Raw genomic sequence first — 15,062 nt, 5'->3', positions numbered from 1 at the left:
TCCTGTCTGTTCACGATCCGATTAAGATTGATCCAACTTCAACGGCTGAAAAACGGCGATGGCATCCATCATTTCTTTCTGTTCCGCATCTCCCCATTTAAAGCGGGAAGCCAGTGAAGCTGCTGCCTGTTTCTGATTATTTTTCAATAAAATAAACCATAAATTTTTTGCCGCATTCGGATGAGTTGGATTCAGTTCAAGCGCCGTCATCAGTTCATCTCTGGCTTTCTGATCCTGACCGGTGACCAGCAACAAAAACCCCAGATCATTGCGTACATCCGCCTGTACAGGAGCAGCCTTGGCTGCTTTTTGCATCCAGTTCATCGCCGCATTCATTTGCCCTTGATAAGACGCAATCAACCCCAGGCCGTGATAAGCCTCTCCGGCCAGACAGGTGCTCACCATTTCCTGATAAAGACGGGTAGCTTCATCCCACTTGCCCAGTTTCCGATAACTGTTCGCCCGCATCATCCGAACACTTAAGCCATCTTCATTCAGCTCATCAAGCGCAGCCAGCGCCAGATAGTACTGCCCCTGATCCATCTGTTGCTTCACCATCGCCAGCTTCATGCCATCTTTCGCAATCAGGGTTTCACCACAGGCACCCGACTGAACCGCTTTGTTGGCGGTTGCATGGGCACTGTCATCCTGTGGTGAGGCGCTGCAACCGGCCAGCACGACGGCCAGCACACTACTGAGCCAAAACTGTCGGCCCGTTTTTCTGCTATTCATAGGTACATCCCTGTCTTATCTCTGCCATCAACATCCAGATACGCGATGGCTGCCTCTATCGGCTGAGCGATTGAATCAGCGCCATAAAACCGGGGCCGGCCAGCACGACAAACAAAGCCGGAAAGAGGAATATCATCATCACGACAGACATCTTCCCCGACAACTTGGTGACTTTTTCCTGCAACTGAGTCCGTCGTCTGTCCTGCAGCAGCATCGACAACTGATTGAGAGATGCTGACATATTGCCGCCGGTTTCAGAGACCTGGGCCAGCATGGTGAGCAAATCCTGCATGCCGGAAGAGTCGTTGACTCTGGCAATTTCACTGAAAACGGATGCCCGCTCCTGACCCGCTTCAATTTTGCTTAATGCCAGTCTGAGTTCTTTATTCAGTTCAGGGGTCAGTTCAGAAAGTTCCCGGGTTAACGTCCGCAGCAGGCTTTCCAGCGAGAGACCCACATCCCACAGAATTTTCATCACCTGCAGACCAATGATGAGTTCTTCCTCAATAATACGGGATCGTTTGGCTGCTTTTTTCTTGAGCCATTGAATCACCAGATAAGCCGTGCCCAATGCGCTGACCACCATCAGACTGATTTTCTGATTCAGCGTTGCATCGGCATGAATCAGCTGACTGGCAAACACCAGCTGAATCGCACACCACACGGCAGCCAGCCGGAACACACACAGGGTTTGTTCACGATTCGAGATGTACCCGGCTTTGCGCATCATCTCCAGAATGTCTTGCAGATATGAGGCATGGCTGCGTTTCGTTTTGCCCCATAACCACTGCCCACGCCGAATCACACGCTCCCCAGCGCGCGGCTTGCCCAGTGATTTCGCCAGATTCTCTTCCACATGACGTGCTTTTTGCAGTTTCAGAGACCAAAAAATCAGCCCGACACCGCTCAGGGTGCACACCAGACTGGCAATAATCAGATACGCTGTGATTGTCATTGTGTTTCCCTACACATGCCTACAAATTGCTTTGTTCCTGTATGGCGGGCTTTATCCGCTTCTGCGCCGCACATTCCCGCGCTGTTTATCCTTTCACGTCACTGGCTCCCGCCTTCACCTGTCTTTCCTACACAAATAGCTCGATGAAAAAATCGATATATTATCATTTAAAATCAATCAATTATCGTCATCCCCGCGCAGGCGGGAATCCACTGTGCACGAGATGAGAGTAATCTGACAGAGTCATTTTATTCCTCATTTTCCGTGTCATTCGTCCTCTAAAGTCACTAACTCCCCGCCTGCGCGGGGATGACAGGCGGGAGCGGGGCTCCACCGGGCATCCTGTGTCCAGCGCAACCATTACAGTGACCGAATCATCCGCCAAAGCACCAGCCCGCCAAGTAACTGCGCGCCAAGTCCGGCAATTAACGCCTGACGTCCTGTTTCATCCGCCCACATCAACAGTAACTGTTGCGGATTCGTCGCTAACATATAAATTGCCATCGCCGTTGGGGCTAACCCCATAATCCAGGCCGTCACCCGGGTTTCCCCCGTCATCGACTTCAGCTCCCGCTGGCTGCGTTCCTGCTGATGCAACAATTCCACAAGGTTTTCAAGCGCTGCAGTCACGCTGCCACCGAACTGATGGTTCACCTTGAACACAGAAGCCAGCAACGCGAATTCTTTTACTCCGGTAATCCTTGCCTCTTTGTGAAAAGAGTCATACAGCTCCGTACCCAGCGTCATCCGCTGAACTGCCCGTTCCGCCACAGAGTGTAAAGGGTCATTCATCGCTTGCAGGACATGTTCAACCGCTTTATTCAGCGACATCCCCACATGCACCCGCCGGTTAATATGGTCGATAAAACCCGGCAACTGCTGGAGAATCTTCCGGCGGGTATTACTTTTTTTGATCTGCCCCAACAGCAATATCAAACCCACGGAACCCACCAATCCCATCCCAAGCCCGCTCACCCCGGTCAGGCGCGCCAGCAGAAAAGGGCCGAACAGAAGACAAGCCGCATAACACAGTAAACTCACAGGAGACGTACTCAGGCCCAGACGCTGCCAGCCTTCCAGCATGCGATCTCTGTTGCGTGCCTTCGGCTCTTTCTGCTCAGCAGGATGGTCTTGCTTCGCGCCCGGCTTGCTTTGCCGGGTGGCGAAAATCATCAGCACACAACTGGTAAACAGCAGCAGCATCGCGATGACGATCAGGCTGTTCATCCGTCTTCTCCCAGCTTTTTACGCAGGTGCACCGACATGCCATCAACCGTCATAAAATCATCCGTCTGCGGATTGTATTGATACAATTCCTGAGTCCGGATTTTTTCATCCGCGACATCCTGAACCTCAACAATGTGCGTGATGACCCGCTTCCCATTCGGTAGCCGGGAAACCTGAACAATCAGGTCGATTGCAGTGGCAATAATCTGTTTGATCAAAGACTCCGTAGAAGTAAAGCCCGCCAGCGTCACCATCATTTCCAGTCGTACTAAAGCGTCACGAGGGGAGTTGGCATGCAAGGTGCTCATTGAGCCCTGGTGACCTGTGTTCATGGCTTGCAGCACATCCAGTACTTCTGCGCCACGACTTTCCCCCAGAATGATGCGATCCGGCCGCATCCGCAGCGCATTTTTCAGTAAGTCCCGCGCCGTAACTTCGCCCTGGCCCTCAGAATTTGGCGGACGGGTTTCCAGCCTGACCACATGTCCGTTTCGCAGTTGCAGCTCAGCCGCATCTTCAATAGTGACGACCCGCTCCCCGGTATTGATGTAATGGCTGAGAATATTCAGCAAAGTCGTTTTCCCCGAGCCGGTTGAGCCACTGATCAGAATATTAAAGCGGGCCTGCGCACATTTTTTCAGTAATTGATGCATGCCCAGGCTCATCGCACCGTTCTGAATCAGGGTGTCTGCGGTCAGGCCTTCTTTCTTAAATTTACGGACAGACAGACAGGGGCCATCAATCGATAAAGGCGGGATCACGGCGTTAATCCGGCTGCCATCCGGCAAACGGGCATCCACCATCGGGTTCGATTCATCGATCCGGCGGCCAATGGGTGCGATCATGCGGCGAATAACGCGCAACACATGCTGATCATTCATAAACCGAAGCGGGATACGGCTTAACTGACCACTGCGTTCAACATAGATCTGCTTCGGACCATTAATCAGGATATCGTCGATTTGCGGGTCATCCAGCAAATTCTGCAAAGGACCAAAGCCGACGATTTCATCCAGAAGTTCCCCCACCAGCGCTTCCATATTCTGACGCTGATTCAGTTCCTTGTGCTGCTGAAAGTACTGGCGGACGTAGTCATGCACATGGGGCTGCATTTCCTGCCGCTCCATCTCAAACATCAAGCCGTCTTCTTCAAGCTGCTCAATAATATAGCGGTGCAATTCCGCTTTCAGTGCCAGAGATGATTCTTCCTGCTGAATCATCACTTCCCGGCTTGGCCACATCATGTCATTTCCCATACTCACTCCTTGATTCGAAGGGACGAAAACGGCCTACCAGCCCAGAGAAAATTGCCAGCGGGGTTTCTCATTCGACAACCAAAGCAACTTTTCAACCGCCTTCACGTAGAGCTTGAAGTCACCGCTGGGAGGAAGCAGGGTATTGGCATTAATATCGGTAATCACCGGGTGGGTATAAGGCAGCTCACCCCGAACCTGAAAAGGTAACTGCTTTTCGATCATGTCCCGATCCGGCATCACTTCGGTCGAAAATGGTGACAAGACCAGATTCACGCTCCCCGGCCGAATTCCCTGCTGATACAGTGCTTCTGCCAGTTCACAGCTACTTTTCAGGCTGACATTTTTCTGATCGGCAAGCAGCCAGTGCTGATCGCAACGGCTGAGCATAAAAAACAGCAACGGGCTGGGCGGCATTCCGGTCAGATTCATCACGATATTGCTGTATCGTTCTTCGAGCATATCCATAACTTCGACTAAGGCTTCCATGGTCACGGCACCATAGTGATCCGAAGCCGGCATACCGATGACATGAATCCCGGGGATCATATCCAGCGCCTGCTCATTCAGCCAATCCGGGTTGAGATAGTCTTTCTTTTCCAGCAGCGCCATAAAATCGAGCTGACTGCTGCTGCCCAGATAGTCAGGCACATCACTGTATGGCCGCCCCAAATCCAGCAGCAGTACATCCTGTTTATGCCGGTGCTGTAACTGCCAGGCAGCCGCAATCGATAATAATGCGCCGTCACAGTCATTGCGCGGTGACAACAATGCCAGCCGGGACTGAGCATCTGCAGATTCCATCCGCGTCAGGCTGGTAATCGCATTAGCCAGACCTTCCAGTTCACACCAGTGCAAATGCTGGCGAACCGTCTGACTTTGCTGGATGCCGTGCCAATGTGCTTCCGGTGTCAGATCGACCAAAATGATATGCCGGGGCGCAAAGTTATCCATCAAACTGTCGATGTCGGGCATCGGCCAGCCTGAAGCTACCAGAATCAGAATACGGGTCTGCTGCCACGCCAGATTGGCGTTCAGATGCTCCGGAGTTTCAATCCAGGTGAGCGTACATCCGTCTGGAATCGACTCAGTCACATCCAGCTTCGCGCGATGATCTGCCGTATAAGCCATTAACTGCATCTTAACCCTCCCCGGCAAAACCCATTTTCACAGGCAATTCTTTGGGTTCCGCATCCAGAAAAATCAGTTCAAAAAAGTTTGGACGAAACTGGCGATACATCTCACCAGGCAGCGGAGGCAGCGGTGCATTTCTGGCGAAAGGCTTCACCAGATGAGGCGTGACCACCATCATGAGTTCTTTGTCATTTTCATCAAGCCGGGTTGAACGAAAGAATGCGCCCAGAATGGGAATGTCGCCTAATCCGGGAAAGCGGCTGGCATTTTTTACTGTATTGCGGCTGACCAGACCACTGATCACGAAACTTTCCCCATTACCCAGCTGCACAGTTGTATCCGTCCGTCTCACCGTCAGACCCGGCACAACCACACCCGCAGCCTGCACACCCTGCGAATAGTTCAGTTCACTGACTTCAGGCGCAACTTTCAGCATGATGCGATCGCCCGACATCACGGTTGGAGTCAGATTGAGTCGCACCCCGAATTCTTTGAACTCAATCGTCACGTCATCATCCTTGGTGCTTTTGGGGTAAGGAAATTCGCCCCCCGCCAAAAATGTTGCGGTATGTCCGGACATGGTGACCAGACTGGGTTCCGCCAGCGTATACGCAAAACCGTTGCTATCCAGGGCACTCACGGTGCCCAGCAGATGATCCGCCACATTCCCGATCACCAGATTGAAGGAATCCCCGCTGGACAGAAAACTGCCGCGAAACCCATTAAAATTAGCGCTGGAAATCGCGCTGGCATTTCCGATCCCCCAAAACGTCCCATTCGTTCCCTGCTTACCGAAGAAGAAGCCGGCTTCTTTGAGGGCACTTTTACTGACTTCGACAACTTTAATGTCGGTCTGAACCTGAACATTCGAGGTCGCGACGCCGCCCGGATTCACCGCAATCCGATGGCGAACGGGCTGATCTGAACCCCGCTCCCAAATCAGCAGCGAGGTGGTGCCGGTTCTCTTCCCGGTAACCAGTAACTCAGTGGTGCTCAGGACCTTCACGCCTGCGACCGATGGTTCACCGACAGCAGCTCGCTGAATGCGTTTTCCGGCATTGACTGTCACCTGCTGGCCAACATCCATCTGATAATCCTGGGCAAAACCCGTTGAAACAACGCACAAAGCAGCAAAGAAACAGATTCCTTGTATTAAGCGCAGCATTCACTTTCTCCCTGTCAGTGACTCGTGCGAACCAGCGTTCGATTTTCTCCCTGGTAGATCTCTACCCTGGGAGCTGCATAACGGTATTTCACCGGGGTCGGTTTCTTCACTTCCACTTCCGCTTCGCGGTATCCCCCCAGGGTTTTCAGTGAAATGACATAACTGTCATCCGGCTTCCCTAAATCGGCATCTTTCACTGTCGAATGGCTGGGCGCGGTCAGGAGTGCTGCTGGAATCACCGGCGTGATACTGGCCGTTTTCTGTGGAGACACACTCACTGTTGATTTCAGCGTAGGAACGGGGGAATAAGCAATTTGACGGTCAGGGTCACCAGACGTCACTACAGGTGTCGCCTGATCTTTCATCCCCACCACCGCCAGACGCAGTTGACCTGTATTTTCCGCCAGCAGTAATTGCGGGGTATCGCTGGCTGGCACCGCTAAAACAACGGTTCTGGCCTTATCATTCACAGGCGCTTGTTTTTCAGGCTTTTCCCCCTCGAAACTCAACTCATCCCCAACGGCCAGCACTTCCACATTACTGAGAATCCGGCGAGCAGTGCTGTTGGTGCCTGACTCTTTATTGGCGCGCAGCAAATAAATCACATCGACCCGGTAGCCCGGATGAACATGTCCGCCCACCGAAGTCAGCTCACCCGCCTGAATGGCAATGGCGCGATAGCCCTCAGGCAGTGACTGAGCAATGGGCAGATGTCCTTGCAATAAAACCGATTGAAGCCGGGTGCCTTGGGCGACAGGCTGTTTCAGTTGCCGGCCGATAAACGGGGTGATTTCACGAATGTCCTGTGGGGTTGCATCGGTGACTGAAGTCGCAACCAGCATGTCCGCTTTCAGCACCACATGCTGCGGCATATCCTGGGCAAAAACCCATACAGTGACCTCAGGCTTTTCGATAGAGATAGTCGCGGAATTTGTTGGCGGCGAAGAACGACCACTGAGAGTGACTCCATACCAACCAATGAGCAATGCCAGCACTAATAATACGGCGGCAGCGATTTTTAATGTGCGTCCTTGCATATTTTCCCTCACTGTGACTGACTGACATCACTGACCTGAACTAACAGCTATCGGTGCAGAATTACAGGTTCAGTGTCGCCGTTGATTTCAACTCATCCGGAACTGGCAGACCAAAAGACGGTAAGAAAGGATATTTTTTATAGTTATAGGTGATGGTCACCTTACAGCAAATATTTCCCGGTTCAGAAACATCCACATTGAATAATGAAACTGTCGTTTCATTCTCAGCCCAGGTTGTATCCAGATTCTGTCCGAATAATTTCCCTAACCCCGAATCAGCTTCGGTATATCGCTTGATAACTTCCTTCGCAGATTCTTCTATTTCCGACTTCAGGGTCGTGGTGTCACAGGAACCGGCGTAATAACAGTTCGAATCGACATAAGAAATACTCTCTCTCAGTGATTCCTCTGCAGCGTAGTTAAACATCTGAATTGAAACGAATATCAGACTGTATTGTGCAATCGCATACAAAATCATTAAGATCACAGGCGTCAGCAGTATCGCTTCTAATGCAGCGGCACCCTGCTGACCTTGTTTTCTCTTTCTGATGCTGACTCTTATATCATCCATAACGATACAACCACTCCAACCCATAAACTGGGTACAAAGGGGGCCTCTTCCCGACGGCGAACAAATAACAGCCAAAATATGACGAAGCATAAAAAACTATAGAGCAATATATTCAATGTCATCTCTAATGGACAGATCACTGATAAAACCAGTAAGATTTTCACATCTGCCGCACCAAATACCCCTTTATAGAAGAATGGGCATGTGAATAAAATTACGAACAACAATGACCATAAATGATCAAATTCCCAAACTTCAAGTTGAATATTTAATTGACCCAGTAAAAAAAACGAAATAATAAAAGTTATCAACACAATCAGAATATTGCTCACCCGATGCTCTTTTAAATCCTGTATTGCGCAACATAAAAGAGCAATTACGAAAGTAGCCTGTAAAATCAAATCAGCGTCTCTATCGTCTCATCATCCCGCACTACTAATTGCAGCATTGAGTTTATCTCCGACAGCTTGAATCACATCATCCAGACCAAGCAAATTCACCGCCGCAACAACCACCGCCGCAATCAGGACATATTCAATTGCAGATGCCCCTTTTTCTTCATGTATCAGACGATGAAGAAAATGACTGGCATGGATCCAACCCAAAGTAATGTATTTCATAAGAATTCCCTCTCTTTAATTCACCATGACGTAAACGTCACCATCGCGTACACACAATTTTCACGTCTCTCTGTCTCAAATATTAGAATCTGAATAGAATTTGTGTAAAAAAATTATGTCTGTTTATCGGACTTTTTTTTCATAAGTCGTTCTTTTTTATCATCCAGCGCACTAAAAAACGCTGACTCGTCATTTATTTGACATATCAATCCAAGCCGACGGTCCGAATTGCCCTTTGTTCAGCCGATACATCCTGTTTTTCTGCAGGCTGACTGCTCTCCTCTAACTCAGGATCATAATGGGCAAACTGCCGCTTTCCTCTTCGCTTCGCCTGATACATGGCTGTATCGGCCAACTTGAGCAATGTCTGTGCATCTTTGGCATGAAACGGGTAACGGGCGATCCCGATGCTGGCTGACACCCGACACTGATTTTCACCAAAATTGAAGGGTTCTGTCAGCGTATGCAGTAACTTCTCTGCAATGGCTTCCATACGGTAGGTCAGCTCTTCATCGTTGTCTCCCCAGGGGAGAATCAAGGGTTCGCGTCTGTCTGGTTCATCATCAAAAATCTTATCTTTACTGATCTTATTGATTTTGACGGCGTACTCGCCCAAAGGCACCCAAACCACAAACTCATCGCCGCCCAAACGGAAAACTTCATCTTCAACCCGTAAACAACCCCGCATCCGTTTGGATGCATGGAGCAGCAGGGCATCCCCCACATCATGCCCCAAGGTATCATTCACCTGTTTGAAGCCATCAAGATCGATAAACATCAGGCCAAACACCTTATTGCTCATATCCGGGGCCGAAAAAGCCGCTTTCAGCACCCGGTTTAAGGCGCGTGTATTTGGTAAGCCTGTGAGCTTATCCTGCAGTGCAGCCTGCTCCATTTTGCGCTGTCGTTCGATCACATCGGAAATATCACGCTGGGTGCCAATTAAGCGGGATGCATCATTGATCAGTCCCTGAACCACCAGCTCCAGTACACGCGGCTGGCCGTCTATCGGATCAATCATGTCAATGAGTAAGGTTTGCTGTTTGCTTTTTCCGGCCAGTTGTTTGAGCCGGAGGACTTTTTCGTCGTCCCCTTCTTTCAATCTCAGAATCCAGTCTTTCAGCGACAATCGGCTCCCGACACGAATCCCATACAGATCATAAAGATAAGGACTCCACTGAAGGGTGTCATTGCCGACATCCCATTCCCAGACCCCAATCCCGGCCACAGATGTCGCCAGGCTCATCCGTTGGTTTGCTCGGGCCAGTTCACGATGAACACGGGAGCGACGGTATCGTTGCTTCCAGACCAGACTGATGACTGACAACATGAGAGACACCAGCACCAGCGCAGCCAGAACCAGCCAGAAGAAAGGGAAAGAAATGTGAAGTGAGAACACCGCCAGCCATGAGTCGGTCAGATCAGCCAGGCTGCCAACCTCATCAATGAAGGATTTCAGATTCAACTCCAACAACGTCATGATCGTCGCACACTTCCATTTGTGTCTGATGCAATATCGCAGGAACCCGGGACACATCACACGTCTGAGAGGCTCTTGCCGGCCACTTTCACCGTATGTGTACGCTGATTTTCCTGCTGGTAGTAAATCTAACCTAGTTCAAGCGATTGATGATTACCAAAATTGAATGAGCAGAATTTCAATTATGCTATGCAGGCATCGCTTTTCTCTGATGACAGACTGGCAGACAGAAAAAGTCTCTTCAATTCAAAACCTTTTCACCTGTCATCAAACTGACATACGCCATCAACATCACTGCAATAAAGCGCAATCACCATACTGCCAGCGAAAACAGCTGCCTTTCGAGCGAAAGCAAAACAGACCCCAAAATATTCATTCACACAGACTGACAGGGAAACAGCATGAATAAGTTAAAGACGGTGCGCGCACTGATCGTGGCCTTTGCAGGCGCCGGTTTTGCCAGCTCAGCCTGGGCAACCACAGAAATTACCTGGTGGCATGCCATGGGCGGAGAACTGGGTGAAACCGTGAACCAACTGGCAAAGGAATACAACGCCTCGCAAACTGAATACAAAGTCGTCCCCGTCTACAAAGGCTCTTATGTTGAAACCCTGACCGCAGGGATTGCCGCCTTCCGTGCCGGTGAAGCCCCGAATATCCTGCAAGTCGCAGATGTTGGTGCAGCGACCATCATGAACGCGCCCGGGGTTGCCAAACCGGTTCAGGATATTCTGGTCAGTGCAGGTTACGACTTTCACAGCAAAGATTACATTGCCGGAGTTCGCAACTTTTACGCCGATAATCAAGGCAAGATGATTGGCATGCCTTTTAACAGTTCAACCCCGGTGCTGTACTACAACAAAGACATTCTGAACAAAGTGGGCGTTCAGCCGCCCAAGACGTATGAAGATCTGGAAAAGGTCGCCGCCAGACTGAAAGACAAAGGCTATGCCGGTTTCTCTCAGTCACTGACCCCCTGGATTATGTTTGAAAACTTCAAGTCCCGCCATAACCTGCCGCTGGCCGACCAGAATAACGGCTATGAAGGCCCGGCCACCAAGCTGATGTTCAACACGCCGGACATGCGCATGCATTTCCACAAACTCAAAGCGTGGTCAGACAAAGGCTATTACAAATATTACGGTTCTGACTGGGATGCCAACCAAACCCCGTTTGAACGCCAGGAAGTGGCCATGTGGATGGGTTCGTCCGGCTCGTTCGGCGGCCTGCGGAACCGCGTGAAGTTCAGTCTGGGCACCACCTATCTGCCTTACTGGGATTCCATCAACCACAATGCCGGTCGGACATTCATTGGCGGGGCTGCCCTGTTCGCCCTGAACGGACACAGCAAAGCAGAAGAAAAAGGCGTCGCCGGCTTCTTCCATTACCTGACCAAAGCAGACACGCAGGTGTTCTGGCACGAAGCGACCGGCTATGTCCCGGTCACTGAAGCCGCTTACGAGCAGGCCAAAGCATCCGGCTATTACAAGAAGCAGCCGGATGCCGAAATCGGCGTGAAACAACTCAGCCTGCCCGGTGGCGACTGGACCCGGGGCTACCGCTTAGGTTTCTACCCGCAGATTCAGCAAATTATGCACCGCGAATTCGACAACATTTTTGCGGGCACCAGCACCGTCGAAGACAGTTTCGACAAAGTGGAAAAGGAAAGCCAGGTACTGCTGAAACGTTTTGCCCGCACCGTGAAATAACACGGGCACTCCCCGCAGCGCGGCTGACTGGCCGCGCTGTGTTCTGATTGATTCACCTTCATCGAGACGACCGTGGAACGCCGACAACAATTCCATCACTCGGGTGTGCCGTATCTGATGCTGGCTCCCCAGATCCTGATCATTGCCGTTTTCTTTTTCTATCCGGCTGCGCAGGCAATTTACCTGTCATTCATGCTGGAAGATCCCTGGGGACTCTCCAGTACCTTTATCGGGTTCGAGAACTACCAGATGCTGTTCAGCTCAGCGGAATACCTGAAATCGATTGGTTTCACACTGCTGTTCTCATTCACCGTTGCCCTGCTGTCTCTGGCGCTGGCACTGCTGCTGGCCGTCAAAGCCAACAATATCCGCCGCGGCCAGAGCGGCTACAAGGTCACACTGACCTGGGTGTACGCTGTCGCTCCGGCAGTCGCCGGGATTATGGGCAGCTTTCTGTTTAACCCGCATTTCGGCACCTTCACCGGCATGTTTGCGATCGTTGGCTGGGACTTCAGTTACCAGACCCGTGCATTTGATGCCACCTTTGCCTTGATCATTGTTTCGGTCTGGAAGCAGGTGTCTGTCAATTTCGTTTACTTTCTGGCTGGATTACAGTCGATTTCTCATTCCGTCCGCGAAGCCGCAGAACTGGACTGCCCATCCGACCGCCGCCGGTTCTGGACCATCACGTTTCCGCTGCTGGCACCCACCGGTTTCTTCCTGCTGGTGATCAATCTGACTTATGCCTTTTTCGACACCTTCGGCATCATCGACACCATGACCTCCGGCGGCCCCGGCGGCAGTACCACCACCCTGGTCTACAAAGTCTTTCAGGATGGTTTCATCGGTGCTGACTTAGGCGGCAGCTCTGCCCAGTCTGTTGTCCTGTTGCTTCTGGTGTTAGCACTGACTTACTTCCAGTTCCGTGTGATTGAACGAAAGGTACATTACTGATGAACACGACACAGACAAGCCGGATTCCGGCAATACCGGCAGAGAAACAAGGCGTCAGCCGATCGCTTTCCCTAAAACGCAGTCAATGGCTGGATCATCTGATCCTGCTGGCAGGCATGGCGTTTATGCTGGTGCCGGTCTGGCTGATCTTCGCCAGTTCAACCCATGATCCGAACACCATCATCAGTGACGGACTGCAATGGCTGCCGGGGGGGCACTTTCTGGCAACCTATCAGGAAGCCTGGCACAGCAGTATCGGGTTCAGTCAGGACGTGAACGCCAGCACCATGATTGTGAATTCACTGATCATGGGACTGGGATTTGCCATCGGAAAGATTGTCATTTCCATGCTGGCGGCCTATGCACTGGTTTTTTTCCGGCTGCCTTATGCCAGCCTCTGGTTCGGACTGATCTTTATCACCCTGCTGCTGCCGCTGGAAGTCCGGATTATTCCGTCTTATGAAGTGGTGGCGAACCTCGGGATGCTGAACTCCTATACCGGGCTGATCCTGCCGCTGATTGCATCTGCGACTGCGACCTTTTTCTTCCGCCAGTTTTTCAAAACGATCCCGGATGAACTGCTGGAAGCCGCCCAGCTCGACAATGCCGGTCCCTGGCGTTTTCTGGTGGATATCCTGCTGCCGCTGTCTAAAACCATGATGGCAGCCATTTTCATCATCATGTTTGTGGTGGGCTGGAACCAGTATCTGTGGCCGATCATGATCACCACCGATGAGGCCTACAACACCATCGTCATGGGGATCAAACAGATCCTGAGCAACATTACCGAATCCCGTCAGCCACGTTACGACTATGCCTTCGCCATGGCGATTCTTGCCATGCTGCCCCCGGTGCTGGTGGTTGTGATTTTCCAGCGCTGGTTCGTCAAAGGACTGGTGGAATCCGAGAAATAACCGTCTCCTGCACTGCCAAACGACGAAAAAACAGAAGCACGAGACATGATCACAAGATATGAGCACGAGAACAGCATGCTGAAACTGAATCAATTAATCAAAATTTACGAGAACGGCCATCAGGCAGTTAAAGGGATCAACCTGGATGTAAAAGCTGGTGAGTTTATCGTGCTGGTCGGGCCGTCCGGCTGCGGAAAATCCTCCATTCTGCGTTCCATTGCCGGACTGGAAGCCATCACCAGCGGCAGTATTGAACTCGACGGCCGCCGGGTCGATCCGATCAAACCGGCCGCACGAGATATCGCGATGGTGTTCCAGAACTATGCGCTCTACCCGCACATGACGGTTTACGACAATCTGGCTTACGGCCTGAAAAACCGTGGCGTCGAGAAAAGTCTGATCGACCGCAAAATCCGCCGCGTGGCAACAACGCTGAAAATTGAAGATTACCTCGACCGGAAACCCGCCAAGCTTTCCGGCGGACAACGTCAGCGAGTGGCGATGGGACGCGCCATTGTCCGCGATCCCAAGCTGTTTCTGTTCGACGAACCCCTGTCGAATCTGGATGCTGCCCTGCGCGCGCATATGCGGCTGGAAATCAAAAAGCTGCAACGCGAACTCGGGGTCACCAGTGTGTATGTTACCCATGATCAGGTCGAAGCCATGACGCTGGCGGATCGCATTGTGGTCTTAAATCAGGGCGAAATCGAACAGGTTGGCACACCTTCTGAGATCTACCACCAGCCGCAAAGCGAATTTGTCGCCAGCTTTATCGGCAGCCCGGCCATCAACCTGTTACCGGCAACCCTGTCAGGCGGTCAGCTCGTCCTGAGCAACGGTCAGACCTGCAGTGTACCGGCCTATGCCCACCTGCCGGACCAGCACATCAAAGTCGGGATCCGCCCGGAGCAACTCAGCCTGACAACTGACGCGCATCCCCTTCGGTTGGATCTGGCCGTTCAGGTAGTTGAACCGCTGGGCCCGAACCAACTGGTTCACGGGCAGCTACTCGGCCAGATGTTTACCGCAGTGACCCCGGAACAGCCGCTGGCATTACATCAGTCATTGCCGGTTTATATCGATCCGGACAAACTGCATCTGTTCGACAGTCAGGGGCAACGCTTGTTGCCAAGGCTGCTTCAAGCGACCGCAAGCTGATTGGTCATCACCGACCTGTCTTTCCTACACAACCTCATCGACAAAAATAATATATTTTGCTTTAAATCAATGATATAGCGTCATTCTCGCGCAGGCGGGAATCCAGTGCCTTTTGTGCTCGGATTCCTGATATGAGCTGTGTGTTTCTTTTTT

15 protein-coding genes are annotated in these 15,062 nt (G+C 51.5%); 4 read left to right on the top strand and 11 right to left on the bottom strand.

Annotation, left to right across the window (positions count from 1 at the left end):
• Nucleotides 1–21: 21 nt before the first annotated feature.
• The 11 genes from EA58_RS18580 to EA58_RS18530 all read right to left on the bottom strand — a co-directional run bounded on the left by EA58_RS18580 (nt 22) and on the right by EA58_RS18530 (nt 10,174).
• The gene (locus EA58_RS18580; protein ID WP_036756292.1) at nt 22–732 is read right to left on the bottom strand and encodes a tetratricopeptide repeat protein; all 711 of its coding nucleotides are present in this window, start codon (nt 730–732) and stop codon (nt 22–24) included.
• 55 nt (nt 733–787) lie between these two features.
• Entirely contained in the window at nt 788–1,687 is a 900-nt protein-coding gene (locus EA58_RS18575; RefSeq protein ID WP_051642221.1) for a type II secretion system F family protein, read from the bottom strand.
• A gap of 360 nt (nt 1,688–2,047) precedes the next feature.
• Nucleotides 2,048–2,914: a type II secretion system F family protein gene (locus tag EA58_RS18570; RefSeq protein WP_051642220.1), complete on the bottom strand. Its 867-nt coding sequence runs from the start codon at nt 2,912–2,914 to the stop codon at nt 2,048–2,050.
• Nucleotides 2,911–4,170, bottom strand: coding sequence for a CpaF family protein (locus EA58_RS18565; RefSeq protein ID WP_235199650.1), 1,260 nt, complete (start codon nt 4,168–4,170; stop codon nt 2,911–2,913). Before EA58_RS18565 ends, EA58_RS18570 begins: the two co-directional genes overlap by 4 nt.
• Before the next feature lie 33 nt (nt 4,171–4,203).
• The gene (locus tag EA58_RS18560; RefSeq protein WP_036756290.1) at nt 4,204–5,307 is read right to left on the bottom strand and encodes an AAA family ATPase; all 1,104 of its coding nucleotides are present in this window, start codon (nt 5,305–5,307) and stop codon (nt 4,204–4,206) included.
• A 1-nt stretch (nt 5,308) separates the two neighbouring features.
• A complete protein-coding gene (locus tag EA58_RS18555) occupies nt 5,309–6,466 on the bottom strand; it encodes a type II and III secretion system protein family protein (protein WP_081819752.1) in 1,158 nt (385 codons plus the stop codon).
• Between the two features lie 14 nt (nt 6,467–6,480).
• Nucleotides 6,481–7,503 carry a Flp pilus assembly protein CpaB gene (cpaB, locus tag EA58_RS18550; RefSeq protein ID WP_036756287.1) on the bottom strand — a complete coding sequence of 341 codons (1,023 nt, stop codon included), beginning with the start codon at nt 7,501–7,503 and terminating at the stop codon, nt 6,481–6,483.
• Between the two features lie 61 nt (nt 7,504–7,564).
• Nucleotides 7,565–8,074: a TadE family protein gene (locus tag EA58_RS21145; protein ID WP_051642219.1), complete on the bottom strand. Its 510-nt coding sequence runs from the start codon at nt 8,072–8,074 to the stop codon at nt 7,565–7,567.
• Nucleotides 8,062–8,475, bottom strand: a complete 414-nt coding sequence (locus EA58_RS22205; RefSeq protein WP_081819750.1) for a prepilin peptidase — start codon at nt 8,473–8,475, stop codon at nt 8,062–8,064. The genes EA58_RS21145 and EA58_RS22205 overlap by 13 nt, the downstream gene beginning before the upstream one ends.
• 21 nt (nt 8,476–8,496) lie before the next feature.
• Complete coding sequence (locus EA58_RS18535) at nt 8,497–8,694, bottom strand: Flp family type IVb pilin (RefSeq protein ID WP_036756282.1); 198 nt, start codon at nt 8,692–8,694, stop codon at nt 8,497–8,499.
• Nucleotides 8,695–8,899: 205 nt separating this feature from the next.
• Nucleotides 8,900–10,174, bottom strand: coding sequence for a GGDEF domain-containing protein (locus EA58_RS18530; RefSeq protein WP_036756279.1), 1,275 nt, complete (start codon nt 10,172–10,174; stop codon nt 8,900–8,902).
• A gap of 401 nt (nt 10,175–10,575) precedes the next feature.
• On the opposite strand from EA58_RS18530, the gene EA58_RS18525 reads away from it, so the two are divergent.
• The 4 genes from EA58_RS18525 to ugpC all read left to right on the top strand — a co-directional run bounded on the left by EA58_RS18525 (nt 10,576) and on the right by ugpC (nt 14,909).
• Complete coding sequence (locus EA58_RS18525) at nt 10,576–11,883, top strand: extracellular solute-binding protein (protein ID WP_036756276.1); 1,308 nt, start codon at nt 10,576–10,578, stop codon at nt 11,881–11,883.
• A gap of 72 nt (nt 11,884–11,955) precedes the next feature.
• Nucleotides 11,956–12,837 (top strand): ABC transporter permease subunit, encoded by an 882-nt coding sequence (locus tag EA58_RS18520; RefSeq protein WP_036756274.1) that lies wholly within the window; start codon nt 11,956–11,958, stop codon nt 12,835–12,837.
• Complete coding sequence (gene ugpE / locus EA58_RS18515) at nt 12,837–13,751, top strand: sn-glycerol-3-phosphate ABC transporter permease UgpE (RefSeq protein WP_081819748.1); 915 nt, start codon at nt 12,837–12,839, stop codon at nt 13,749–13,751. The genes EA58_RS18520 and ugpE overlap by 1 nt, the downstream gene beginning before the upstream one ends.
• A gap of 12 nt (nt 13,752–13,763) precedes the next feature.
• Entirely contained in the window at nt 13,764–14,909 is a 1,146-nt protein-coding gene (ugpC, locus tag EA58_RS18510) for a sn-glycerol-3-phosphate ABC transporter ATP-binding protein UgpC (protein ID WP_412177950.1), read from the top strand.
• Nucleotides 14,910–15,062: the final 153 nt, after the last annotated feature.

The organism is Photobacterium galatheae, assembly GCF_000695255.1.
GTDB lineage: Bacteria > Pseudomonadota > Gammaproteobacteria > Enterobacterales > Vibrionaceae > Photobacterium > Photobacterium galatheae.
Note: the sequence above shows the minus strand (reverse complement) of the source record. Positions and strands in the feature narration are given on the sequence as shown.